Consider the following 21,812-nt stretch of genomic DNA (forward strand, 5'->3'; position numbering starts at 1 on the left):
CACCACGTGGACGTGGAAGTGGCCGACCAGCCCGAGGGCTGACCGGCCACAGCACCGTGTCCGACGACTAGCGGTCGGACGCCTCGACGACGCAGCTCTCGACCTGCTGGGCGGCCTTCGAGTCGTCGGCGAACGGCGTCGGTGCGTCCGAGGTGTTGGTGGTCTCGTCGGCGACGGCCTGCTTGGCGACGTCGTTCACGGCGTACAGCGGGCCGTCGAAGTCGTCGGCCGTGGGGTCGGCGGTGGTCGCCCAGATGGTGACCTCGTCGTCGTTCGAGTCGTTGCTGTCCGCCGGGACGATCGCGGCACCGAGGTACCAGCCGCCGTCACCCTTCTGGATGTTCGCGAACTCGGTGGTGTCGTGCGACCCGACCGCCTTGTCGATCATGTCGACGGCGGCGCTGGCGGCCACGTCGCACTGGGCCGACTGGGACTTCTCCTCGGAGCCGGGGACCTTGCCGACGGGGTTGATGTTCTGGGCTCCGCCGGGGTCGCAGGCGGTGAGCAGGAGGGCTACGGTGGCGGCGCCGAACAGCGCCGTGACGGTCTTCGCTCGCGTGGACATGGCCCTGAACGTAGGCCGGCCCCGGTGGGCGGCGATTCAGCCAGGAGCGTCCCCCGACGACGGACGGGAGGCCCGGCGCACGTCGTGCCCCGGGCCTCCCGTCCGTCACCTGGTCCCGTTGCCGGACCGGCGTCCCGTCACAGGATCGGGGTCCCGCCGGTGACGGCGACCCGCGCGCCGGAGACGTAGCTGCCGTCGTCGCTGGCGAGCAGCACGTAGACGGGGGCGAGCTCGGCCGGCTGGCCGGGACGGCCGAGTGGCGACTGCTTGCCGAACTGCTCGACCTGCTCCGGCGGCATCGTCGACGGGATCAGCGGCGTCCAGATCGGACCGGGCGCGACGCTGTTCACGCGGATGCCGCGTTCGCCGAGCAGCTGTGCGAGCGCGGCGGACAGGTTCGCGACGCCGGCCTTCGTGACGTCGTAGGGCGCCAGGTTCGGCTTCGGGTTGTCGGAGTTCACCGAACTCGAGCCGATGATCGACGACCCTGGCCCGAGGTGCGGCAGCGCGGCCTTGACGAGGTGGAAGTAGGCGCTGAGGTTCGTCGCGAGGGTGTGGTCCCACTCCTCGTCGCTGATCTCCTCGATCGTCTCGTGGGTCATCTGGTAGGCGGCGTTGTTCACGAGGACGTCGAGCCCGCCGAGCTCCGAGACGGCCTGGTCGATGACCGATCGGCAGTACGCGGGATCGCTCACGTCGCCCGGGAACAGCACGGCCTTCCGCCCGGCTTCCTCGATCCAGCGCTTCGTGTCCTGGGCGTCGTCCTCTTCTTCCGGCAGGTAGCTGATCAGGACGTCAGCGCCCTCGCGCGCGAACGCGATCGCGACGGCCTTCCCGATGCCGCTGTCCCCGCCGGTGATGACGGCGCGCTTGCCTGTCAGCTTGCCGGAGCCGCGGTACGACTCCTCGCCGTGGTCGGCCTTCGGCGTGAGTTCCTGGTCGCTCCCCGGGGGCTGCTGCTGCTCGGTCATGTCTCTCCCTGTGGTCGGTTTCCCTGGACGTTCCCGATCGTCTGCGACCCCCACTGAGCACCGGTTCAGGCTCCGGGCGTACCCCGTCCGGAAAGCGAAGATGTGTGCGGCGCGCGACGGCGGCCTACCGTGGCACCGGATCAGGGAACCGTCACCGCGACGGAAGCTCCTCTTCACCAGGGAGCAAGTGTGAAGTACGTGAACTACGCGGGCACGGTCCGTGTCCTGACGAGCGACACGATCGCGGACGCGGTGATCCGGTACGCCGCCGCTCTGCACCAGAGTCGGCTGAGCGACGTCGTGTCGATCCCGACGGCCGACGACTTCGGGGTGGCGAGCACCATCGAGGTGCTCCTGGCCCCGGCGATCCCGGTCGCCCTCGAGCCCGCTCCGGACGACGACCTCGAACCCGAGGGCGATGCCTTCCTGCTCGAACTCGGGCGGCGCACCGAGGCCGTGCTCGCCGTCGACACCAACGCGTCGCCGCCGGACTTCGGGCGCTGAGCCGGCGCCCCTACGCCACCGGCCCCTCGGTCAGGTCCGACCGGGTGTCCGCGTGGATCACCTCGTCATGGTCGAACGTCAGCGCGGCGGCGCGCAGCCGTGCCACGAACACGGTGTCCTCACCTTCGAGTTCGTCCTCCTCGGCGTCCTCGACGACGAGCTGACTCGACGGACCGATGAGCACCTTGGTGGTCGTCATGGTGCCGTCGGCCGCCACGGCGGGGATCGCCACGGTGTCCGCACGGCTGCCCCCGGCCAGTGCGGCCGCGTACTCGATCACGGCATCGGCCACGTCGTCGCTCGTCAGGATCGTCGAGCGGTCGTACTGGATGTACTTCATGTTCGACCTCCTGGAGCACAGCCAACAGCGCGCCCGCTGGTCGCCGTACAGGAACGCGGCGCGTCGCGCGTTGCGCAGACGCCGACTTGTCGGGAGGATCATCACGTGCCCGAGACGATGCACCGCATGCTGCGGGAGATCCAGACCGCCGAGCCGTCGATCGCGGCCGAGGCGATGGCTCGGACCCACATCACCCACGGGCTGTCGGTCGAACCGACGGACGCCGAGTTCGTGTTCGAGGAGCGCGTGCGTGGGACGGCACTGCTGTCGCTCGAGTCGACACGCTGCACCGGGGTCCTCAGCGGCGCGATCGAGCCGGGCAGCGCGGTGATGATCTTCTGGATGAAGTCCGGCGTCGCCCAGCTCGACGAGAACGCCGTGAAGATCGGCCGCCCGACGCTCTTCCGCCAGGGCCCCCAGCGCTTCCGCTGGATCGCCTGCAACAAGGACGTCCTGCGCATCGACCGCTCGGTCGTCGAACAGGTCGCGGCCGAGCGCGGCGACTGGGCCCCCGGTCCCATCGAGTTCCGTCCGCGGCACGTGCCCGAGGGCGCACCGCTCGCTGCCTGGTGGCTCATGGTGCGGTCCGTCGCACAAGAGGTGCTGGCCGGACCTGACGCCGTCCCGATCGAACGCGAGCGGGAGCTCGCGCGCTTCGCCGCCGGTGGTCTGCTCACCGCGATCCCGCACTGGCCGGTCGGGCAGCACGAACCGGCGATGGCCGCCACCGCCCGCTTCGCCCGTGCCGAGACCTTCCTGCTCGAGCACGCCACCGAGCCGATCACCGTCGACGACGTCGCCGAGGCCGCCGGCCTGAGCGTGCGCGGCGTGCAGGCTGCGTTCCAGCGGCACCACGGCATCACCCCGACCATGTACCTGCGCCGCATCCGGCTGCTGCTCGCTCGCGAACAGCTCGAGTCGGGCGACGGGCGGAGCATCGCCGAGATCGCCCGGGCCACCGGGTTCGCCCACCTCGGCCGGTTCGCGGGGAGCTACCGCGAGGAGTTCGGCGAGCTGCCCCGGCAGACGGCGTCCACCGCGCGCGACGGCGCCCGCGCGTAGACGAGCTGCCGCGCGGCCCCGCAAGAATCCCGCAACCGCCCGCCGTCCGGCCGATCGCCGCTGATCGTCGCCCTACGTTTGCGCTGCACGGACACGCAGCCACGACGACTGGAGACCCCATGGCCGGCTCAGCAGCACCACCCGTCCCGACTGCGGCCGTCCCGCCGGTCACCGATCCGTCGACGTTCGGCCGCCGGCTCGTCGAGGACGCCTCCTACGCCCGTGAGCACTTCGTCTTCACCGCACTGCTCGGATCCCCGCTGCTGCCCCGGATCGTCCGGCGGCTGCTGCTCCGTGCCGCCGGTGCACGCGCCGAGTCCGGTGTGGGCACCGGGTTCTCACTGACGGGCGACCCGAAGCACCTCACGATCGGCCGGGGCGTCTTCTGCAACCGCAACGTCACCGTCGAGGCCGTGGCACCCGTGACGATCGGTGCGAACACCGCGATCGGGATGCAGGTGCTCATCATGACGAGCCACCACGAGATCGACGCCGAGGGCCGGTGGAGCGACGTCGCGACCGGCCGCCCGGTGGTCGTCGAGGAGCACGTCTGGATCGGCGGCCGCGCCACGATCCTGCCGGGCGCCCACATCGAGCACGACGTCGTGGTCGCCGCCGGCGCCGTGGTCGTCGGCCGCCTGGCGGCGCACGGCGTCTACGCCGGCGTCCCCGCGAAGCGGATCCGTGAGCTCGCCCCGTCCGCGCGACCGCCGGTGGTGGACCCCGCCGCGTGACGGCCTGGAGGCCCGTGGCGGCGCCGCCACGCGCCTCCCGTCCGGCGTTGGTGCTGCTTCGAACACGCCGGTGTGTTGCTGCGACGCCGTGCCGTCGTCGAGACGCCGCCGAATGTGGAGGCGTCTCGACGACCTGGCGGCGCCGAACGAAGACGACGGCGTCTCCTTCCGCGGGGACGCGGGACCTGCCACGATGATCACGACGCGGGCGACGGCGCCCGCGCAGGACGAGGGAGATCGTCATGACCGTTCGCCTCAACCCCTACCTCGGGTTCCGGAGCGGCGCCCGCGAAGCGCTCGAGTTCTACCACTCGGTCTTCGGTGGCACGCTCACCATCGGCACGTTCGGTGAAGCCGGCATGAGCCAGGACCCCGCCGACGCCGACAAGGTGATGCACGGCCAGCTCGACGGCGACAAGGGCCTGCTCCTGATGGCCTCGGACGCGCCGTCCGGCATGCCGACGCCGGCCGAGAGCAGCATCTCGCTGTCGCTCAGCGGTGACGACCACGAACTGCTGACGCGCTGGTGGAACGGCCTCGCCCAGGGCGCGACGATCATCGAACCACTCACCACCGCGCCCTGGGGCGACACCTTCGGCATGCTGACCGACCGCCACGGGGTGTCGTGGCTGGTCAACATCAGCGGCGCGACGAGCTGAGCGGCACCGAACCCACGCGTGCCGGCACCGGCCACCGCGGCACCCAGCACCGGACCTGCTCGGCGTAGCGACGGAAGTCGTCGCCGAACCGTTCCGCCAGGTCGGATTCCTCGACCGGGCGGACGACGCAGTTCCAGACCACGGAACCGGCGACCGCGTAGACGACGATCAGCCACGACGACAGCAGCAGGCCGACGGCGACGCCCTGGGTGATGCCGGCCAGTGCCATCGGGTTCCGCACCGACCGGTACGGCCCGGCGACCACCAGGCGGTTCGCGGTGGCCGAGGGCAGCGGCGTGCCCGCGCCCTTCGTCGACATCGCCGCTGCCGACGCGATGCCGAGCGCGCTCGCCAGCAGGAGCACGACCACACCGACGACGGTGAGGGTGGTGACGAAGGGTGTCGGCAGCTGCGGGTGCAGGCCCCAGCGGTGCTCGGCGAACGCGATGACCAGGGGGAACACCCCGAGGAACAGGCCCCAGAAGACGATGATCTGCAGCACGGTCGCGGTGACGTGGCGGGAGCGCGGGGCGCTGGCGTCAGCGGTTCGGATCCGCAGCGGACCGGTCGTCACCCACTCCGTCGGGACCCGTCCGAGCAGCACCAGGGCGAGGGCGAGGGCCGAGCCGATCGTGGCGGCCAGCATGACGAGCACGCCCCAGCCGGCCTCGCCGGTCACGGTGGCCCAGACGCTCAGGGCGACGAGCACCAGGGCGGTCCACACCGTCGTGACCACCGCGGCGGCTCGGACACCGGCGGCGGCGAGGGCCGAACCGACGACGAACAGCGGGATGTCGAACACGGCGACGAGCACCGGGTCGAGCGAGCCGAGCGTCGCCGTGCGGATCCACGGCAGCGTCGCGACGGCGATCCACCAGGCCGCTCCGCCGACGGCTTGCAGCGCGTAGTACCGCCGGCCCCAGGACATGGGTGCACGGTAGCAGTGCGCGGCGAGGGCCCGGGCCGTGGGCACCCTCGCCCCCGCTGGTGGGTCAGTCGGTGTGGTTGATCTGTCCGAGCCAGCGGCCGAAGGACGGGGTGCGCTCGTCGTGCAGGCTGGGCAGGACGGGCTTCGGCAGGCAGGTGCGCTCGTCGGTGACGGTTCCGGTGCCGGTGCTCTTGTGGAGGTCAAGGCTCATGGTGGGCTCCTTCGTGGTCGGTGGAGAGTTCGACACCGGGCGGGGCCGTTCCATTCCCACCCGGTGTCGTCTCGGTCCGGCGCAGCGCGTTCCGGTGCAGCGCGTTCCGGTGCGTCGCGTTCGGTTCAGGAGGTGCCGAGCTCGACCTTGATCCAGCCGGGTTCGCGTCGGTCGAACGCCTGGTAGGCAGCGATCGCGTCGGTGATCGGCTCGTGCTCGGTGATCAGGGCCGTCGGGTCGAACTGTCCGGCGGCCACCATGTCGATCAGCGGCGGGGTGACGGAGTGGTGGTCGCAGTTCCCCATCCGCACGGTCAGGTTCTTGAGCATCGCCTCGCCGATCGGGTAGTGCTCGGCGGTCGGTCCGTACACCCCGATGATCCCGATGCGGCCGTACTTCGCCACGCTCGCCACCGCCCAGCGAGCCACCTGCGAGGGGCCGTCGCCGGGCTTCCACTGCTGCTGCTCCCCGAAACCGTCGGGCGCGGCATCGGGCGCGACCGCCGCGACCTCGGCGTCGAACGCCGCCGCCTGGTCCTGGTCGACCGCCGCCGGGCCGCGCTTCGGGCGCTCGGCGTCCACGCCGACCGCATCGATCACGCAGTCCGCACCGATGCCGTCGGTCAGCGACATGATCGTCTCGACCGGGTCCTCGGCGTTGTAGTCGACGACCTCGCAGTGCTGGGCGAGCGCGGCGGCGAGCCGGGTCTCCTCGCCGTCGACGACGATGACGCGGGCAGCACCCTGCTTGTACGCCGAGGCCGCCGCGAACTGTCCGACGATCCCGGCGCCGAACACCACCACGACGTCACCGCGCGTGACGCCCGCGAGCTCCGCGCCGAACCACCCCGTGGGGAAGATGTCGGACAGCAGGATCGCCTGCTCGTCGGAGACGGTGTCCGGGAGCGGGTGCATGGTGTTGCGGGCCCACGGGACGCGGACGTACTCGGCCTGCATGCCGTCGACCGGTCCGGTCGAGGCGGGGCCGCCGAAGAATGCGGTGCCCGCCTGCGGTCCGTTGCTGTTCGAGCGGTCGCACTGGGCGGTCTTGCCCATCCGGCAGTACCGGCAGGCACCGCAGGACACCGTGGAGTTGATGACGACGCGGTCGCCGGGGCTGAAGCCGCGCACCGCGTCCCCGACCTCGGTGACGACGCCGACGGCCTCGTGACCGAGGATCGTGCCCTCGACCATCGGTGCCATGGTGCCGCGGACGAAGTGCAGATCGGTGCCGCAGATCGCACTGCGGGTGATCCGGACGATCGCGTCCTCCGGGTCCTGGATCGACGGCTGCGGGACCTCGTCGAGCCGGATGTCGCCGATGCCGTGCCACACGACTGCGCGCATGTGATGCCTCTTCCTGTTCGGGTGCGGGGTTCGCAGGGTCAGGAAACGCGCGAGGGGCTGGGCGCGGTCGGAGGCGCATCCGCCCTGCGCGGTCGTCCAGCGCCGTCGGGTTGTCTCGACCGCATGAGCGAGCACGACGACGAGCAGACCCGGGCCGACTTCGACCACGCGGTGAACATGACGGCCACCGAGCTGCGGAAGTGGCTCGACACCGACGAGTCGAAAGCCGTCGGGCAGAAGCCCTCCGGCGGCGGCGAATCGACCGGGCACGAGAGCGGCCGGCACATCATCCGCATCCTCGAGAAGCACAAGGCCGACCGCACCGACGACGACCTGGCGCACATGCGGAAGGTCGTCGGCTACGTCGCCCGGCACTCGGAGCAGCGGCCCGACGGCGACGTGCACGACACCCCCTGGCGGTACTCGCTCATGAACTGGGGCCACGACCCGGAGAAGCACTGACGGCATCGGGCAGAATGGGTGGCGTGAACGAGACGGGCATGCCGCGCTTCCGACGGATCTGGTCGACCGTGCAGGTCGGGGTCCTCGCGATCGCCGTCGCGTTCTGCGTCGTGATGCTCGTGATCGGGCAGGGCAAGCTCGACCGGGTGTACGCGGTCGCCGCGGTGTTCTTCGGACTCGCCCTGGTCGGGCACAGCACCTACCTGTGGCTCGTCGCCCGGGCGAACCGCCGTCCCTGACGCTCTTCCGCCTCGGGGATCCCGGCTAGGCGTTCTGGTGGACCCGCAGCCAGTCGATCGTCATCTGCTGCGGGAACCGCGTCGAGGCGTCCGGCGAACCCGGCCAGTCCCCGCCGACCGCGACGTTGAGGATCACGAAGAACGGCTTGTCGAACACCCACGGGGCCGAGCCGACGTCGGCCCGGGTGACCGTCCGGTACGCGACACCGTCGACCGTCCAGGTGATCGAGCCGGGGCGCCAGTCGACCCCGTACACGTGGAAGTCGTCGGCGAACGCTGCTCCGGACGGGTTCGTGTACGCCGCCGAGATGCCCTGCGCGCCGGAGTACCCGGGCCCGTGCACCGTGCCGTGCACGATCCCCGGCTCGTACCCGACGTTCTCCATCACGTCGATCTCCCCGCACGCCGGCCACCCGACCTGCCCGATGTCCGCGCCGAGCATCCAGAACGCCGGCCAGATGCCCTGGCCGCGGGGGATCCGGATCCGCGCCTCGATGCGGCCGTACTGCGCGGTGTAGGTGCTCTCGGACTTCAGCCGGGCCGACGAGTACGAGCCGTCGGCTTCGCGGTGTGCGGTGATCACGAGGTTGCCGGCACCGTCGAGCGCCGCGTTCCGCCGCGAGTCCGTGTAGGTCTGCAGCTCCGCGTTGCCCCAGCCGCCCGCGCCCAGGTCGTACCGCCAGATCCCCGGGTTCGGCGCGCTGCCGGCCGAGCCGTCGAACTCGTCGGCGGCGAGCAGCACAGGGGCAGCGGCCGGCGCCGCAACTCGGGTCACGGCCTGTGCCGAGCCATCCGGGATCGCCGTCGCGCCGAGGGCGGTCGTCGCGGCTCCGGCGAGTCCGAGCGTCATGAAGCGCCGTCGATCGATGTGCTGGTCCATGTCGTGCTCCCTGCAGCGCGATGGTGGTGTGGTCGTCGGATCATGCACCATCCGGACGAGTCAGACCAGGGCCGCACCGTGGTTGATCCACCCCGCGCACACCGCAGCCGGCGCTGACGGACCCGTCAGCCGAAGCGCATCGCCAGCGGCACGAGCAACCCCGCAACCCAGACGAGCACCATCACGAGGGCGCCGACCGCGATGAACCGTCGGCGGCGGCGCAGCTTCGGGCTCCGCTCCTCGCCCCACATCTGTGCACGGACCAGCACCCGGTTCGCCTGCTCGACGACCTTCCGCACCTCGGGGTCGTCGACGTCGAGGACACCGGCGCGGGCGTGCTCGGCGATGACCGCGGCTTCGTCGACGGTCAGGTCGTCCTTGCGCATGCTCCATCTTCGCACCGCGTGCAGGGGTACGACCCGGCTGTGCGGGAACGGACCACGGCCGGGTACCAAGGACACATGGGACATCGGTACCGCGGGAAGATCGTCGTCATCACCGGAGCATCGAGCGGCATCGGGAGGGCCGCCGCACACGAGTTCGCCCGGCAGGGCGCCACGCTCGTGCTCGCCGCACGCGGGCACGACTCGCTCGAGGCCGCAGCCGCCGAGTGCCGGAAGCTCGGCGCCGAAGCCATCGCGATCCCGACGGATGTCGCCGACGAGCACCAGGTCAAGGACCTCATCGGCACGGTGACGACCCGCTTCGGTCGCATCGACGTCTTCGTCGGCAACGCGGCCCTGTTCGTCTACGGCCTGTTCGAGCAGACCCCCACCGAGGCGTTCAAGCGCGTCGTCGACACGAACCTGTACGGGCACCTCAACGCCATCACGCACCTGCTGCCGCACTGGAAGCAGCGCGGGAAGGGCACCTACGTGCTCGTCGGCTCGATCCAGTCGCTGCTCTCGGCGCCGTACCAGTCGGCGTACGTGACGAGCAAGCACGCTGCGCTCGGCCTGGTCGACGTGCTCGGTGACGAGTTCGCGGGCACCGGCATCAAGTTCACCGCGCTGCTGCCGTCCACGATCGACACCCCGATCTACCAGAACGGTGCCAACTACACCGGCAAGACCTCGCACCCGCTGCCGCCCACCGTCTCGGTCGAGCGGGCCGGACGTGCCGTCGTGCAGGCCGCCACGCACCCCAAGCGCTACCGCTTCGTCGGACGCATCCAGGCATCGCTCGTGCCGCTGCAGTACGTGTTCCCGGGCCTGTTCCACAAGATCACGAAGCCGATGGTGGAGACGTTCGCGCTCCGTGGCGAGGGCGCCCCGACCGACGGGAACCTCTACGCCCCCGCCGACGCCGCGAACGCGACGGACGGCGGCTGGGTCGCGAAGCGACGGCGCGTCACGCGCCCCCTCGTCTGGCTCGGCGTCGCCGCTGCGGGCGCGGCGGTCGTGCTCGGCCGCTCGCGTCGGTAGACGCATCCGCGGACGGACTGGAGGCCCGGTGCCAGCTGGCACCGGGCCTCCCGTCCGTCCGCGCATGCGTCCGAATCCGGGCGTACCTGCCCGAACCGGGCGTACCTGGCGGAATCGGGCGTACCTGGCGGAATCGGGCGTACCTGCCGTGTCTTTCGTAGCAGGTACGCCCGATCTCGCCAGCTATCGCGGCCGTTCTGGGAAGGAACGGGCGGCTAGAAGAGCTTCGCGCTCGCGCGCCGGGCACCCTCACCGAGCGACTCGAGCTTCGCCGCGGCGATCTGCGGGTGCACGCGGCCGCCGAGGCCGCAGTCCGTGCCGGCGATGACGCGCTCACGCCCGACCACCGAGGCGAACCGCTCGATGCGCTGCGCGACGAGGTCGGGGTGCTCGACGACGTTCGTGGCATGGCCGACGACACCGGGGACGATGACCTTGCCCTCGGGCAGGGTGACGTCCTGCCAGACGGTCCACTCGTGCTCGTGGCGGGCGTTCGCGGCCTCGAACGAGTAGGCGCCGGCGTCGATGTCGAGCATCAGGTCGACGATGTGGCGGAGCTCGATGTCGGTGGTGTGCGGTCCGTGCCAGGAACCCCAGCACAGGTGGAAGCGCACGCGGCTGGTGTCGAGGCCCCGCAGTGCGTGGTTGAGCGCCTCGACACGGATGCGGGTGAAGGCGCGGTAGTCCTCGATGCTCGGCTCGGGGTTGATCTGGTCCCAGTTCTCGGCGATCGAGGGGTCGTCGATCTGCAGCACGAGGCCGGCGTCGAGGATCGTCGTGTACTCCTCGCGCAGGGCGTCGGCCCACGCCCAGATGTGTTCGTCCTCCGTCGCGTAGTACTCGTTCGCGATGCGGGCGGCTGAACCGGGGGAGAGCGCCGTGATGAAGCCGTTGTCCGCGCCGGCGGCCTCGACCGCGTGCTTGAGGTTGGCGGCGTCGGTGGCTGCGGCCTCGTGGCCGGTGTAGGTGATCGGGCCGGTCGTGGTGGGGAACGCGGTGGCGTTCTTGCCGGTGCCGATGCCCGACTCGGGGTCGGTGTAGGCGTCGTGGAAGATCGTCCAGTCGCGGCGATCCGGGAAGCTCGTCAGCCGGATGTCTCCCGGGGTGGACCGGACCGGCTGCTGCGAGAAGATGTTCTCGTCGGTCAGGCTCAGGCCGCTGACGCGCTGGAACGAGTAGCCCCACCAGGCGCCGTAGTCGACGCTGTTCGACATCGCCTTGCCGAACTCGCCGTCGCCGGGCTGCGTGATGCCCAGCGCGGTCTGCCGTGCGACCACGTCGTCGACGGCCGCGCTCGTCAGGGCACGGACCTCGTCGGTGGCCTCGAGCGTGAAGCCGTCGGCGGCCACGGGCCGCGCGGCGTTCGCGGCGATGAGCTCCGGGGTGCGGGGGAGCGATCCGGCGGTGGTGGCCTGGATGCGGTCGGTGTTCTCGAAGGGCATGCGCTGCCTTCCTCTCGATGGGTGCGGACTGTCGGGAGTCGGGGGCCGCGCGCGAGGCTTCGCGGTGCGCTGCAGTGCCACTCTGCCACGAGGGGACGGGCCCGTTACGTTGCGCGACTGTGGCTTCGTGTGGACGCCGAACGACAGGGTCGATGTCGTACGACACCGACTCGGTCGCCTGTTGCGCGCGCGGACAGTTGCGGGCGCGTGCGAACGACAGGGTCGATGTCGTACGACGTCGACGGTGTCGTTCCGCATCGGCCCGGCCCGTGCGCGCCCGCCCCCGCCCGCCGCCCGCCCCCGCCCCGCCCGCGCCCGACCCCCGCCGACGCACGGCGACACGATCGTCGCGCCACCGGGCCACGAGTCGTACGGTCGACCCATGAGCACGACGACCCCGACGAGCGACACCACCACGACGAACCCGACCGCCCCGACCGCACCGACCTTCGCCGAAGCGTGGACCACGTGGCACGACGACCACGAGCAGGCCCGGGCGAGCGAACACGGCTTCCTCGCGATCACGAGCATCCGTTGGCTCACCGCGACGCCGGAACGGTTCGAGGACGCCCCGGGCAGCTGGTCGACGGACGAGGACGGCCCGGTGGTCGCACTGGCCGACGACGAGACGATCGACGTCGACGGACAGCCGGTCACCGGGACGCACCGGTTCGGCCCGCTGCCGGAGCGCTCGAGCACGAACGTGGTGTGGCACGACGGCGACGAGACCGGGGTGATCGAGGTCGCCCGGCGCGGCGGCAGTGACCTGCTGCGCCCGCGGCACCCGTCGAACCCGACTCGCGTCGAGTACCAGGGCACCCCGGCGTACGCCCCTGCTGAGCGCTTCGTCGTGGACGCGCACTTCGAGCCGTTCGACACTCCGCGTGAGGTCACCGTCGGCAGCGTCGTCGACGGCTTGCTGCACGTGTACGAGGCCCCCGGCGTCCTGACGTTCGACCTCGACGGGCCACGGTCGCTCCTGGCGTTCAACGGGCACGCCGGCGGCCTGCATGTGCTGTTCACCGACCGCACGAGCGGGGTCACGACCTACGCGGCGAACCGGAGTCTCGACATCGCCGCACCGGATGCCGACGGTGCCACCCGCATCGACTTCAACCGGGCGACGAACCTGCCGTGCGCCTACACCCCGCACGCGACCTGCCCGCTGCCGCCCGCCGAGAACCGGCTCGACGTCGCGGTCGAGGCAGGCGAGCAGCTGCCCGCAGCCTGACCGCGGAGCACGCACGGCCCGCGGGCGCGCACGGCCGAGCGCGCACGGCCCGCGGCCGCGCACCGGTGCAGCCGACCCGTCCAGGAGAATGGGGGAGCCATGCCACGACCCACCTCCCGCATCCCGCTCAACACCCTCGCCGTCCCGTTCGGCCTCGCCGGTTTCGCCGAGACGTGGTCGTACGCCGCCCCCGTGCTGCACCTGCCCGACGTGGTGCCGCAGGTGTTCTGGGCGATCGCAGCCGTCGCGTGGGTGTGGCTGCTCGGTGCGCACGCCGTCCGCGGCGCACGCGTCAGCGAACGGCTCGTCGACCAGCTCCGCCACCCGGCGCAGGGCCCGATCGCCGCGCTCGTCCCCGCGACCGCGATGCTGCTCGGCGTCGACCTGGCGCGGTTCGCCCCCGTCGCCGGGCAGGTCGTGGTGCTCGCCGCCGTGGCCACCGCGGCGGGGTTCGCCGCCTGGCTGCTGAGCACCTGGTTCGAGGGTCGACTCGCCCTGGAGTCCGTGCACGGCGGCTACCTGCTGCCGACCGTCGCCGCGGCCCTGGTCGCCTCGGTCGCCACGCACGAGGTCGGCGTCGGCTGGCTGTCCTGGCCGGCCCTCGGCGTCGGCGTGTTCTTCTGGGGCGTCATGACCGGCCTGCTGCTCATCCGGCTGGCGTTCCGACCGGCGCTGCCGGGGCCGCTCGTGCCGACGATGGCGATCCTGGTCGCGCCGCCGGCGGTCGCCACCCTGTCGGTGTTCGCCCTCACCGACGGTGCTGTGACCCTGCCCGTGCAGGCCATCGCGGGCCTCGGCGTCCTGATGGTCCTCGTGCAGCTGGCCCTGCTGCCGCGGTACGTCCGCCTGGCGTTCTCGCTCGGGTTCTGGTCGTTCGTGTTCCCGGCCGCCGCGGTCGCCACCGCCGCAGTGGAGTGGTTCCGGGCACTCGCGCTGCCGTCCGCCTGGATCCCCACCGCCGCGTTGCTGGCGCTGCTGAGCGTGCTCGTCGCGGTCGTCGGTGCCCGCTCGATCGGCCTCGCCGTGCACCACCTGCTCGGGCAGGCCGAGCGGACCCTGCACGACGCCGACGACGAGGACGCCGCCCCCGGCCCCGTGACGGGCGCGACCCGCGTGGTCTGACGAGCAGGGCGGTCGGGCTGCACAGGCGGCGGACGGGAGGCCCGTGGCGGCCCCGCCCCGCGCCTCCCGTCAGGTCGCGGGGACGCGTCTCCAGCCGCCGGTCGCCCGCCAGGCGGGCGCGTCGAAGTGGAAGACGCTGCCCATGCCGGGCTGGTCGAGGGCGCGCGTGATCGGGACGCCGCGCAGGTGGGCCAGGAGCAGCGCGCCGACCGCGCCGTGCGACACGATCGTGGCGTCGCCGGTGGCGCAGTGCCGGCGGACGGCCGCGACGATGCGCGCCTGGGCGTCGATGGCTCGCTCCCAGCCGCGGACCGACTGCTCGGGCTCCGCGAAGAACGCGTCGACGACGGCCTCGAACTCGGACGGCGGCAGGTACCCGGTCGCGCTCCGGTCGATCTCGCCCAGCAGGGGGTCGTGCTCGACCGGCAGCCCGACGGCGCTGGCGAGCAGGTCGGCGGTCTCGACGGCCTTGCGCTCGGTGCTCGAGACGATCCGCCGCGAGCCCGGGGCCCACGCGAGCCGGTGTGCGGCGGCGGCCCGGACGCGACCCTCGGGCGACAGCCCCCACGACTCGATCGGCACCGCGGGGTCGACCACCACTTCAGCGTGGGTCAGGAACGACGAGACCATCCGGCGATCCTCGCACGGTGCGAGGCGCGTCACACGGCGACACCGTCGGTCACGTTCCGCAACACCGCTTCGCCGCCCGGCCGAACCGTCCTAGCGTCGCCCCATGACCGTGCCCGACCGCATCACCCTCGTCACCGCGCTGCAGGGCGCCGGGTGGCACCCCGCCGCCTGGCGCGCCGCCGGCCCGGCAGCACAGCGCCTCACGAGCCTCCGGCACTGGCGCGACGTCGTCGTCGAGCAGGACCGGCTCGGCATCGACGCCGTCACCCTCGAGGACTCGTTCACCGCCGGCCCCACCGACCCCGACGGCGACCTCGACACGTCGACCGTCGTCGGCCGCCTCGATGCCCTCCTGGTCGCGAGCGCGGTCGCCCCCGCGACCCGCGCGATCGGTCTGGTGCCGACCGTCTCGGTCACGCACACGGAACCGTTCCACGTCGCCACGGGCCTCCAGACCCTCGATCACGTCTCGCTGGGGCGAGCCGGATGGCGGATCCAGGTGAGCCCGACGACCCGCGAGGCCGCGCTGTTCGGCCGCCGCCCCGGCGGCGACGACGCGGCCACGCTGTTCGACGAGGCCCGCGAGGCCGCCGAGGTCGTCGCCCGCCTCTGGGACAGCTGGGACGACGACGCGATCATCCGCGACGTCACGACCGGCCGCTTCATCGACCGCGACCGCATCCACGACGCGGCGTTCTCCGGCTCGTTCGTGTCGGTGCACGGCGCGTCCATCGTGCCGCGGTCGCCGCAGGGACGGCCGCCGGTCTTCTCGCTCGCACACCGCGCCGACGCTGCGGCGTTCGCCGTGGACGCCGCGGACGTCGTGCTGGTCACGCCCGGCTTCGACGGCCTGGAGGAACGTGCTGCGCTGGCACTCGTCCGTGACGCCGAGCAGGCGGCCGGGTCCGACCTCCGTCGTCCCGTCCTCGCGGATCTCGCGGTGCTCATCGGGTCGTCGCCGGCCGCCGCCGCCGACGAGCTCGCCGCGCTCGACGCGGCCGCCGGCGGCCCGTACGCCGTCGGCTCCGGGTCGGACACGTCCGTCCTCGCGACGACGGTGCCGGACCTGGTGACACGGATCGCGGACCTGCGGGCGCTCGGGTACGCCGGCGTGCGGCTCCGTCCGCTGCGCATCCCGGTCGACAGCACCGCCATCGCGCGCCAGCTCGTCCCGGCGCTCGTCACCGCGGGGCTCCGCGCCGACGTGGCGTCCCGTCCCACCGCCGACCTGCGCACGCGGCTCGGCATCGCGCCGGCGGTCAGCCGGTACGCGCGTCCTGCGGTCACCGGTGCCGGTGTCGGTTCCGGTGTCGGTGTCGGTTCCGTCTCCTCGGGGGTCTCAGCATGAGCGTCAAGCGTCAGGTCCACCTCGCCGCCCACTTCCCGGGCGTCAACAACACCACCGTCTGGAGCGACGACCGCGCCGAGAGCCAGATCGCGTTCTCGTCGTTCGAGCACTTCGCCCGGAACGCCGAGCGCGGGTTCTTCGACTTCCTGTTCCTCGCCGAGGGGCTGCGGCTGCGCGAGCAGAAGGGACGCATCCACGACCTCGACGTCGTCGGGCGTCCGAACACGCTCGCGATCCTTGCGGCGCTGGCCGGCGTCACCGACCACATCGGGCTCGTCGGCACCCTGCAGACGACCTTCAACGAGCCCGTCGAGCTCGCGAAGCAGCTCGCCACGCTCGACCACCTGACCGTCGGCCGCGCCGGCTGGAACGTCGTGACGAGCTCGGACGCGTTCCACGGTGCGAACTTCCGCCGTGGCGGGTTCCTCGACCACGCCGACCGGTACACGCGAGCCGCCGAGTTCGTGGAGCTGTCGCGCGAGCTCTGGGACTCGTGGGAGTCGGACGCGATCGTGGCGAACGGGTCGGGCGCCGCCGGGCCGCTGGCGGCCGGCGTGTTCGCCGACCGCTCCCGCATCCACGACGTCGACCACCACGGCCCGCAGTTCGACGTGGCCGGCACGTTCCCGGTCCCGCGCAGCCCCCAGCGTCACCCCGTGATCGTGCAGGCCGGCGACTCCGACGAGGGCCGCGACCTCGCCGCCGGGCACGCCGAGGTGATCTTCTCGCTGCACACCGAGTTCGACGACGCGCAGTCGTTCTACCGCGACGTGACCGAGCGACTCGAACGGGTCGGCCGGTCGAAGGACGAGCTGCTGATCCTGCCCGGCGCGACCTTCGTGCTCGGCGACACGGCGGACGAGGCCGAGGAACGTTCCCGGGCGATCCGCCGCGCCCAGGTCAGCCCGGCGACCGCGATCGCGTTCCTCGAACAGGTGTGGAACCGTGACCTGTCGTCGTACGACGTCGACGGGCCGTTGCCCTCGATCGAGCCGGACCTGGAGGGCGCCGACATCACCCGTGGCCGCGTCCGCCACACCCGCGACGTCCCCGCGCTGGTGCAGTCGTGGCGCGACCTCGCCGCGGCCGAACACCTGTCGATCCGTGACCTGGTCATCCGCGCCTCGACCCGTGGCGGCTTCGTCGGGACGCCCGCACACATCGCCGCCGAGATCGACCGGTACGTGCAGGAGCGCGCCACCGACGGGTTCGTCGTCGTGCCGCACACCAACCCCTACGGCCTCGACGAGTTCGTCGACCGGGTCGTCCCGCTGCTGCAGGAGCGCGGGGTCTACCGGAGGTCGTACGACGAGGGGGCAACGCTCCGGCAGACGCTCGACCTGCCCGGACGGGTCCTCGACCGGCAGCGGGTGCTCGCATGAGCCGGGTCCCGCTCTCCGTCCTCGACCTCGTCCCGGTGAGCACCGGGTCGACGCCGGCCCAGGCCCTGGCGAACACGGTCGACCTGGCCGTCGCCGCGGAACGCGCCGGGTACGCCCGCTACTGGCTCGCCGAGCACCACTTGAACCCCGGGGTCGCCGGCAGCGCCCCGACGATCGTCATCGGTGCGGTCGCCGCAGCCACCTCGACCATCCGGGTCGGCAGCGCGGCGACCCTGGTCGGCAACACCCGGGGGCTGCAGATCGCCGAGACCTTCGGCACGCTCGCCGCGCTGTACGGGCCGCGCATCGACCTCGGGCTCGGCCGCTCAGGAGCACCAGCACCCGGCACCCCGAAGCCGCCGTCGCTCGCCCCGCGGACCGACCAGGTCGTCGACGGCCTGCTCGTCCCCGCGCCGTTCGAGTTCCGCATCGCGCCGGGTAGCAGGTTCGCCCTGCAGGGAGAGATGCTCGGCCGGGTGCCGGGCGACGTCGAGCGGTTCGCGGGCGAACTCGACCTGATCCGCGGCCTGTTCGCGGGCACGTGGTCACGGGACGGTGCGCTGATCGAGGCCCCGCCGGCCGCGGGCGCCGCCGTCGAACTGTGGATCCACGGCTCCACCGGCGGCGAGAGTGCCCGGATCGCCGCCGCGCTCGGGCTGCCGTACGGCGCGAACTACCACACGTCGCCCGGCACGGTCCTGGCGTCGGTGCAGGCCTACCGCGACGCCTTCCGCCCGGGGGTGCTCCAGGCCCCGCACGTCATCGTGTCGGCCGACGTGCTCGTGGCGCCGACCGCGGCCGAGGCGGACGAGCTCGGGAACGGGTACGCCCAGTGGGTGCACTCGATCCGCTCCGGCGTCGGGGCGATCGAGTACTCGACGCCGGACGAGGCACGAGCAGCTCGGCTCCCGGACGAGGCCGCCGCGTCGGTGGCGGACCGGCTCGCGACCCGGTTCGTCGGCGACCCGGCACACGTCGCGGAACGGCTCGAGACGCTCCGACGGGTCACGGGAGCGGACGAGTTGCTCGTCACGACGATCGCGCACGACCACGACGCTCGGGTGCGCTCCTACGAACTGCTCGCCGCGGAGTGGGCGGCGCCTGTCGTCCAAGGGGAGTCCGCTCTGGCTGCGCGCTAGCTCGCTGCGTGTGCATGTTCCGACGTCCCACCTGTCGTTCGACGGGTGGGACGTCGTTCGTTGCGCACACATCGGCTGCATGGCCCCCGCACGCACGACACCCCCGCGACCACGATGGCCACGGGGGTGTCCCGGCACACCTCAGCTGTTGTCGAGCGGCAGGCCCTCGGGGTTCACCTCGGACGTCTTCACGGCCTCGTTCGACAGGTTGTAGGCCGCGAGCCACTTCGCGTAGGTGCCGTCCTCGATCAGCTCGTTGATCGCCGCCGCGACGGGCTTCGCGATCCCGCTGCCCTGCTTCGTCGTCGCTGCGATGAGCCCCTGCAGTGACGAGCCGGCGCCGGAGTACGTGCCCGCGGTCTTCGTCGCCTTCGCGGTGCCCTTGCTCTGCGTGTTCTGGTAGGCGATCGTCGGGTTCGGGCCGAAGTACGCGTCGATCTTGCCCGAGTCGAGCGCGAGCTTGATCGCGTTGCCGTCCGGGTAGTACTTGATCGTGAAGTCCTCGCCCGTCGCCCGGAGTTCCTTCTGCCACTCGAGCAGGATGTTCTCCTGGTTCGTGCCGGAACTCACGGACAGGGTCTTCCCCGCGAGCACGGACGGGTCGCCGTCGAAGCGCAGCGAGCTCGACGCCAGCACCTGGAACGCCAGGTTGTCCTGCCGGTACGAGGCGAAGTCGTACTTCTCCTTGCGCTCCTCGGTGACCGTGACGTTCGAGAAGCCGGCGTCGTACTTGCCGCTGTCGATGCCGACGAACAGGTTGTCCCACGTGGCGTTCTGCACGTCCGCGCGCAGCCCGAGCTTCGCTGCGACGAGCCGTCCGAGGTCGGGCTCCGAACCGGTGATCGTCTTCTGGTCGTCACCGGTGAAGGCGAGCGGCGGGAACCCGGCGGGCAGGGCCCCCACGCCGATCGTGAGCTTGCCGGACTTCCGGACTGCGGCGGGGAGCGCGTCGTGCAGCTTCGTGTCCTCGGTGACCTCGACGGTCGTCTCCTTCGCCGCACCGTTCGAGGCGGCGCCGATGGTGACGGAGCCGTCGGGTGCGCCGCTCGTGTCGGCGGAAGCGCCCGCGGAGCACCCGGCGAGGGCGACGACGACGCCGGCTGCGAGGACGAGGAAGCCGGCGCGGTTGCGCCAGCGGGCGGGGGTGATCGTGGACATGGTTCTCCTTGGGGTGCGTGCGGGGATCGGGGGTCGGGGGTCAGCGGACGCGGGACAGGAAGTCGCGCGTGCGGGTGTGCTGCGGGTGGTCGAGCACCTGGGCCGGCGGCCCCTGCTCGACGACCCGCCCGTGGTCGAGGAACACGACGTGGTCGGCGACCTCGCGGGCGAAGGCAATCTCGTGCGTGACGATGACGAGCGTGGTGCCCGTGTCCGCCAACCCCCGGATGACCCCGAGCACCTCGCCGACGAGCTCCGGGTCGAGCGCCGAGGTCGGCTCGTCGAGCAGGACCACCGACGGCTCGAGCGCCAGGGCCCGGGCGATCGCGACGCGCTGCTGCTGCCCGCCGGACAGCTGCCGGGGGCGGGCGGAGCCGCGGTCGCCGAGTCCGACCCGCTCGAGCAGGGTCTGAGCCCGCGCTCGGGCCGTGGCGACGGGGACCCCGGCGGCGATCGGCCCCTCGGCGACGTTCTCGAGCGCGGTGAGGTGCGGGAACAGGTTGAAGTGCTGGAACACGAACCCGATCCGGGCACGCTGCCGCAGGATGTGCCGCTCGGGCAGCTCCTTCCAGCGCGGGACCCTGTCGCGGCCGGTGCGCAGGCGGACCCCGATGGGCTCGTCACCGACGGTGACGACCCCGCGGTCGAGCGGTTCGAGGTGGTTGACCGCCCGGAGCAGCGTGGACTTGCCGGAACCGGAGGGGCCGAGGACGACGGTCACGCTGCCGGACGGCATCAACAGGTCGATGCCGTCGATGACGACGCTGTCCCCGAACGCCTTGACGGCTCCGTGGATCGCGATGGCGGCGCTCATCAGATGCTCCTGTCGTCGACGGTGGAAGCAGACCCGGACGCGACCGCGCGCTCGGCGGCGGCTGCCTGTGTGCGGCGACCCGCGCCTCCAGGCCGTCCCGGACCACGTCCGGTCCCGCCGGCCCGCAGCGCGCTCCGCACCCGCTGCCACGGTGTCGGCGGCAGCGCACGGACCGACCCGCGGGCCGTCCACCGCTCGACGTAGTACTGCACGATCGAGACCGCGCTGGTGAGCACGAGGTACCAGATGGTGGCGACGACGAGCAGCGGGATGATGTCGCCCGGGTACGTGCTCGACAGGTTCTGCACCACGCCGAACAGGTCGAGCAGCGACACGTAGAACAGCAGCGACGAGGCCTTCAGCAGACCGACGACCTGGTTCACGAACGCCGGAACGATCGACCGCAGCGCCTGCGGCATGATCACCCGCACGAACTGCCGGCGACGGGGGAGCCCGAGTGCCTGCGCGGCCTCGTGCTGGCCGTGGTCGACGGCGAGCACCCCGGCACGGACGATCTCGGACGCGTAGGCGATCTCACTGAGGCTCAGCCCGATGACCCCGATCGCCAGGTCGCCGAGCAGGTTCGCGGTCGGCACCTCGAACTGCGGCCCGAAGGGGATCCCGATGCCGATGGTCGGGTACAGCGACCCGAGGTTGTACAGGAACACCAGCACCAGGATGAGCGGCACCGACCGGAACAGCCACACGTACCCCCACGCCAGCCCGGACAGCACCGGGTTGTGCGACAGCCGGGCGATGGCCACCAGGATCCCGCCGGCGAAGCTGATCACGGCGCTCAGCGCGGTGGCGGTGAGCGTCAGCTGCAGGCCGGTCAGGACCGCCGGACTGAACAGCCACTTGCCGACGGCCGGCCAGCCCCACTGCTCGTTCGTGAACAGCGTCTCGCCGAAGTTCAGCAGCACGACGAGCACGAGGGCCGCGGCGATCCACCGCAGCGGGTGCCGCAACGGCACGACGGAACGGTCGAGTGCGGCGTGTCCGGCCGCGTCGATGGTCGCGGTCTCCGGCCTGGAGGCGCGGCTCGCCCCGGTCGTCCGGCCCGCGTCGTCGACGCTGGTCGCCTCCCACTGCGGGGCCCTGGTGGTCTCGGTCATGTCGCGACCGTAGGAGGCCTGGGCGGCACCGACAACGCCTCGCGCAACACCCCGCCACGCGACGCAACACCCGGCCATCCGGCGCAACGCGGCGTCACGAAACGGT

25 protein-coding genes are annotated in these 21,812 nt (G+C 72.1%); 12 read left to right on the top strand and 13 right to left on the bottom strand.

All coding sequences use genetic code 11. From position 1 onward, the window contains the following. Positions 1 to 67: 67 nt before the first annotated feature. Both DEJ20_RS08640 and DEJ20_RS08645 read right to left on the bottom strand, forming a co-directional pair. Complete coding sequence (locus DEJ20_RS08640; RefSeq protein ID WP_111235125.1) at positions 68 to 565, bottom strand: hypothetical protein; 498 nt, start codon at positions 563 to 565, stop codon at positions 68 to 70. A 137-nt stretch (positions 566 to 702) separates the two neighbouring features. Further along, a complete protein-coding gene (locus DEJ20_RS08645) occupies positions 703 to 1,536 on the bottom strand; it encodes an SDR family oxidoreductase (RefSeq protein ID WP_071405286.1) in 834 nt (277 codons plus the stop codon). A 189-nt stretch (positions 1,537 to 1,725) separates the two neighbouring features. On the opposite strand from DEJ20_RS08645, the gene DEJ20_RS08650 reads away from it, so the two are divergent. Further along, on the top strand, positions 1,726 to 2,040 hold the full coding sequence (locus DEJ20_RS08650; protein WP_111235124.1) for a hypothetical protein: 315 nt from the start codon (positions 1,726 to 1,728) through the stop codon (positions 2,038 to 2,040). A gap of 10 nt (positions 2,041 to 2,050) precedes the next feature. Here the strand turns inward: DEJ20_RS08650 and DEJ20_RS08655 are convergent, their stop codons facing one another. After that, a complete protein-coding gene (locus tag DEJ20_RS08655; RefSeq protein ID WP_110862172.1) occupies positions 2,051 to 2,380 on the bottom strand; it encodes a hypothetical protein in 330 nt (109 codons plus the stop codon). A 105-nt stretch (positions 2,381 to 2,485) separates the two neighbouring features. Between DEJ20_RS08655 and DEJ20_RS08660 the strand changes: the two genes are divergently transcribed. From DEJ20_RS08660 to DEJ20_RS08670, 3 genes are all read left to right on the top strand, one after another. After that, entirely contained in the window at positions 2,486 to 3,442 is a 957-nt protein-coding gene (locus tag DEJ20_RS08660; protein ID WP_111235123.1) for an AraC family transcriptional regulator, read from the top strand. Positions 3,443 to 3,561: 119 nt separating this feature from the next. Beyond that, a complete protein-coding gene (locus DEJ20_RS08665; protein WP_111235122.1) occupies positions 3,562 to 4,176 on the top strand; it encodes a DapH/DapD/GlmU-related protein in 615 nt (204 codons plus the stop codon). A gap of 242 nt (positions 4,177 to 4,418) precedes the next feature. Continuing rightward, positions 4,419 to 4,835, top strand: a complete 417-nt coding sequence (locus DEJ20_RS08670) for a VOC family protein (RefSeq protein ID WP_111235121.1) — start codon at positions 4,419 to 4,421, stop codon at positions 4,833 to 4,835. Here DEJ20_RS08670 and DEJ20_RS08675 read toward each other — a convergent pair. The 3 genes from DEJ20_RS08675 to DEJ20_RS08685 all read right to left on the bottom strand — a co-directional run bounded on the left by DEJ20_RS08675 (position 4,816) and on the right by DEJ20_RS08685 (position 7,320). Beyond that, positions 4,816 to 5,763: a methyltransferase family protein gene (locus tag DEJ20_RS08675; RefSeq protein ID WP_111235120.1), complete on the bottom strand. Its 948-nt coding sequence runs from the start codon at positions 5,761 to 5,763 to the stop codon at positions 4,816 to 4,818. The genes DEJ20_RS08670 and DEJ20_RS08675 overlap by 20 nt on opposite strands. Positions 5,764 to 5,827: 64 nt before the next feature. After that, on the bottom strand, positions 5,828 to 5,974 hold the full coding sequence (locus DEJ20_RS08680; protein WP_155896806.1) for a hypothetical protein: 147 nt from the start codon (positions 5,972 to 5,974) through the stop codon (positions 5,828 to 5,830). 125 nt (positions 5,975 to 6,099) lie between these two features. Beyond that, positions 6,100 to 7,320, bottom strand: a complete 1,221-nt coding sequence (locus tag DEJ20_RS08685) for an alcohol dehydrogenase catalytic domain-containing protein (protein WP_111235119.1) — start codon at positions 7,318 to 7,320, stop codon at positions 6,100 to 6,102. A 123-nt stretch (positions 7,321 to 7,443) separates the two neighbouring features. Between DEJ20_RS08685 and DEJ20_RS08690 the strand changes: the two genes are divergently transcribed. Both DEJ20_RS08690 and DEJ20_RS08695 read left to right on the top strand, forming a co-directional pair. Beyond that, a complete protein-coding gene (locus DEJ20_RS08690; protein WP_111235118.1) occupies positions 7,444 to 7,782 on the top strand; it encodes a DUF3140 domain-containing protein in 339 nt (112 codons plus the stop codon). Positions 7,783 to 7,805: 23 nt separating this feature from the next. Then, positions 7,806 to 8,021: a hypothetical protein gene (locus DEJ20_RS08695; RefSeq protein WP_138803199.1), complete on the top strand. Its 216-nt coding sequence runs from the start codon at positions 7,806 to 7,808 to the stop codon at positions 8,019 to 8,021. Positions 8,022 to 8,046: 25 nt separating this feature from the next. On the opposite strand, the gene DEJ20_RS08700 is transcribed toward DEJ20_RS08695, so the two are convergent. Together DEJ20_RS08700 and DEJ20_RS08705 are read right to left on the bottom strand one after the other, a co-directional pair. Beyond that, the gene (locus DEJ20_RS08700) at positions 8,047 to 8,901 is read right to left on the bottom strand and encodes a glycoside hydrolase family 16 protein (protein ID WP_111235117.1); all 855 of its coding nucleotides are present in this window, start codon (positions 8,899 to 8,901) and stop codon (positions 8,047 to 8,049) included. Positions 8,902 to 9,026: 125 nt separating this feature from the next. Next, entirely contained in the window at positions 9,027 to 9,287 is a 261-nt protein-coding gene (locus DEJ20_RS08705) for a hypothetical protein (RefSeq protein WP_110894369.1), read from the bottom strand. Positions 9,288 to 9,362: 75 nt separating this feature from the next. On the opposite strand from DEJ20_RS08705, the gene DEJ20_RS08710 reads away from it, so the two are divergent. Then, on the top strand, positions 9,363 to 10,325 hold the full coding sequence (locus tag DEJ20_RS08710) for an SDR family NAD(P)-dependent oxidoreductase (protein ID WP_111235116.1): 963 nt from the start codon (positions 9,363 to 9,365) through the stop codon (positions 10,323 to 10,325). 215 nt (positions 10,326 to 10,540) lie between these two features. Here DEJ20_RS08710 and DEJ20_RS08715 read toward each other — a convergent pair whose 3' ends face one another. Next, positions 10,541 to 11,767 carry a cobalamin-independent methionine synthase II family protein gene (locus DEJ20_RS08715; protein ID WP_111235115.1) on the bottom strand — a complete coding sequence of 409 codons (1,227 nt, stop codon included), beginning with the start codon at positions 11,765 to 11,767 and terminating at the stop codon, positions 10,541 to 10,543. Between the two features lie 382 nt (positions 11,768 to 12,149). Between DEJ20_RS08715 and DEJ20_RS08720 the strand changes: the two genes are divergently transcribed. Together DEJ20_RS08720 and DEJ20_RS08725 are read left to right on the top strand one after the other, a co-directional pair. Beyond that, positions 12,150 to 12,998: a DUF1684 domain-containing protein gene (locus DEJ20_RS08720; RefSeq protein ID WP_220035009.1), complete on the top strand. Its 849-nt coding sequence runs from the start codon at positions 12,150 to 12,152 to the stop codon at positions 12,996 to 12,998. 99 nt (positions 12,999 to 13,097) lie between these two features. Then, positions 13,098 to 14,120: an SLAC1 family transporter gene (locus DEJ20_RS08725; protein ID WP_111235952.1), complete on the top strand. Its 1,023-nt coding sequence runs from the start codon at positions 13,098 to 13,100 to the stop codon at positions 14,118 to 14,120. A 69-nt stretch (positions 14,121 to 14,189) separates the two neighbouring features. Here DEJ20_RS08725 and DEJ20_RS08730 read toward each other — a convergent pair whose 3' ends face one another. Continuing rightward, positions 14,190 to 14,750 carry a histidine phosphatase family protein gene (locus tag DEJ20_RS08730; RefSeq protein ID WP_111235951.1) on the bottom strand — a complete coding sequence of 187 codons (561 nt, stop codon included), beginning with the start codon at positions 14,748 to 14,750 and terminating at the stop codon, positions 14,190 to 14,192. A 103-nt stretch (positions 14,751 to 14,853) separates the two neighbouring features. Between DEJ20_RS08730 and DEJ20_RS08735 the strand changes: the two genes are divergently transcribed. Genes DEJ20_RS08735 through DEJ20_RS08745 form a run of 3 tightly spaced genes read left to right on the top strand, consistent with a single transcriptional unit; the run spans position 14,854 to position 18,619 of the window. Further along, positions 14,854 to 16,098 (top strand): LLM class flavin-dependent oxidoreductase, encoded by a 1,245-nt coding sequence (locus DEJ20_RS08735; protein ID WP_111235950.1) that lies wholly within the window; start codon positions 14,854 to 14,856, stop codon positions 16,096 to 16,098. After that, positions 16,095 to 17,480 (top strand): NtaA/DmoA family FMN-dependent monooxygenase, encoded by a 1,386-nt coding sequence (locus DEJ20_RS08740; protein ID WP_111235949.1) that lies wholly within the window; start codon positions 16,095 to 16,097, stop codon positions 17,478 to 17,480. Before DEJ20_RS08735 ends, DEJ20_RS08740 begins: the two co-directional genes overlap by 4 nt. Then, positions 17,477 to 18,619: an LLM class flavin-dependent oxidoreductase gene (locus DEJ20_RS08745; protein WP_111235948.1), complete on the top strand. Its 1,143-nt coding sequence runs from the start codon at positions 17,477 to 17,479 to the stop codon at positions 18,617 to 18,619. The genes DEJ20_RS08740 and DEJ20_RS08745 overlap by 4 nt, the downstream gene beginning before the upstream one ends. Positions 18,620 to 18,760: 141 nt before the next feature. On the opposite strand, the gene DEJ20_RS08750 is transcribed toward DEJ20_RS08745, so the two are convergent. From DEJ20_RS08750 to DEJ20_RS08760, 3 genes are read right to left on the bottom strand one after another with little or no spacing between them, the layout of a single operon-like run. Continuing rightward, a complete protein-coding gene (locus DEJ20_RS08750; protein ID WP_111235947.1) occupies positions 18,761 to 19,777 on the bottom strand; it encodes a transporter substrate-binding domain-containing protein in 1,017 nt (338 codons plus the stop codon). Between the two features lie 40 nt (positions 19,778 to 19,817). Further along, positions 19,818 to 20,591, bottom strand: coding sequence for an amino acid ABC transporter ATP-binding protein (locus DEJ20_RS08755; RefSeq protein WP_111235946.1), 774 nt, complete (start codon positions 20,589 to 20,591; stop codon positions 19,818 to 19,820). Beyond that, positions 20,591 to 21,706 (bottom strand): amino acid ABC transporter permease, encoded by a 1,116-nt coding sequence (locus tag DEJ20_RS08760; protein WP_111235945.1) that lies wholly within the window; start codon positions 21,704 to 21,706, stop codon positions 20,591 to 20,593. Before DEJ20_RS08760 ends, DEJ20_RS08755 begins: the two co-directional genes overlap by 1 nt. Positions 21,707 to 21,812 lie beyond the last annotated feature (106 nt).

This window comes from Curtobacterium sp. MCSS17_005 (assembly GCF_003234225.2).
GTDB classification, from domain to species: Bacteria; Actinomycetota; Actinomycetes; order Actinomycetales; family Microbacteriaceae; genus Curtobacterium; species Curtobacterium flaccumfaciens.

Excerpts from the sequence above, each read along its gene's own strand:
- DEJ20_RS08690 (WP_111235118.1), top strand. The coding sequence starts at position 7,444 with ATGAGCGAGCACGACGACGAGCAGACCCGGGCCGACTTCGACCACGCG.
- DEJ20_RS08735 (WP_111235950.1), top strand. The coding sequence starts at position 14,854 with ATGACCGTGCCCGACCGCATCACCCTCGTCACCGCGCTGCAGGGCGCC.
- DEJ20_RS08745 (WP_111235948.1), top strand. The coding sequence starts at position 17,477 with ATGAGCCGGGTCCCGCTCTCCGTCCTCGACCTCGTCCCGGTGAGCACC.
- DEJ20_RS08760 (WP_111235945.1), bottom strand. The coding sequence starts at position 21,706 with ATGACCGAGACCACCAGGGCCCCGCAGTGGGAGGCGACCAGCGTCGAC.
- DEJ20_RS08665 (WP_111235122.1), top strand. The coding sequence starts at position 3,562 with ATGGCCGGCTCAGCAGCACCACCCGTCCCGACTGCGGCCGTCCCGCCG.
- DEJ20_RS08655 (WP_110862172.1), bottom strand. The coding sequence starts at position 2,380 with ATGAAGTACATCCAGTACGACCGCTCGACGATCCTGACGAGCGACGAC.
- DEJ20_RS08710 (WP_111235116.1), top strand. The coding sequence starts at position 9,363 with ATGGGACATCGGTACCGCGGGAAGATCGTCGTCATCACCGGAGCATCG.
- DEJ20_RS08740 (WP_111235949.1), top strand. The coding sequence starts at position 16,095 with ATGAGCGTCAAGCGTCAGGTCCACCTCGCCGCCCACTTCCCGGGCGTC.
- DEJ20_RS08755 (WP_111235946.1), bottom strand. The coding sequence starts at position 20,591 with ATGAGCGCCGCCATCGCGATCCACGGAGCCGTCAAGGCGTTCGGGGAC.
- DEJ20_RS08645 (WP_071405286.1), bottom strand. The coding sequence starts at position 1,536 with ATGACCGAGCAGCAGCAGCCCCCGGGGAGCGACCAGGAACTCACGCCG.
- DEJ20_RS08685 (WP_111235119.1), bottom strand. The coding sequence starts at position 7,320 with ATGCGCGCAGTCGTGTGGCACGGCATCGGCGACATCCGGCTCGACGAG.
- DEJ20_RS08640 (WP_111235125.1), bottom strand. The coding sequence starts at position 565 with ATGTCCACGCGAGCGAAGACCGTCACGGCGCTGTTCGGCGCCGCCACC.
- DEJ20_RS08700 (WP_111235117.1), bottom strand. The coding sequence starts at position 8,901 with ATGGACCAGCACATCGATCGACGGCGCTTCATGACGCTCGGACTCGCC.
- DEJ20_RS08750 (WP_111235947.1), bottom strand. The coding sequence starts at position 19,777 with ATGTCCACGATCACCCCCGCCCGCTGGCGCAACCGCGCCGGCTTCCTC.
- DEJ20_RS08675 (WP_111235120.1), bottom strand. The coding sequence starts at position 5,763 with ATGTCCTGGGGCCGGCGGTACTACGCGCTGCAAGCCGTCGGCGGAGCG.
- DEJ20_RS08725 (WP_111235952.1), top strand. The coding sequence starts at position 13,098 with ATGCCACGACCCACCTCCCGCATCCCGCTCAACACCCTCGCCGTCCCG.
- DEJ20_RS08680 (WP_155896806.1), bottom strand. The coding sequence starts at position 5,974 with ATGAGCCTTGACCTCCACAAGAGCACCGGCACCGGAACCGTCACCGAC.
- DEJ20_RS08670 (WP_111235121.1), top strand. The coding sequence starts at position 4,419 with ATGACCGTTCGCCTCAACCCCTACCTCGGGTTCCGGAGCGGCGCCCGC.
- DEJ20_RS08720 (WP_220035009.1), top strand. The coding sequence starts at position 12,150 with ATGAGCACGACGACCCCGACGAGCGACACCACCACGACGAACCCGACC.
- DEJ20_RS08730 (WP_111235951.1), bottom strand. The coding sequence starts at position 14,750 with ATGGTCTCGTCGTTCCTGACCCACGCTGAAGTGGTGGTCGACCCCGCG.
- DEJ20_RS08715 (WP_111235115.1), bottom strand. The coding sequence starts at position 11,767 with ATGCCCTTCGAGAACACCGACCGCATCCAGGCCACCACCGCCGGATCG.
- DEJ20_RS08705 (WP_110894369.1), bottom strand. The coding sequence starts at position 9,287 with ATGCGCAAGGACGACCTGACCGTCGACGAAGCCGCGGTCATCGCCGAG.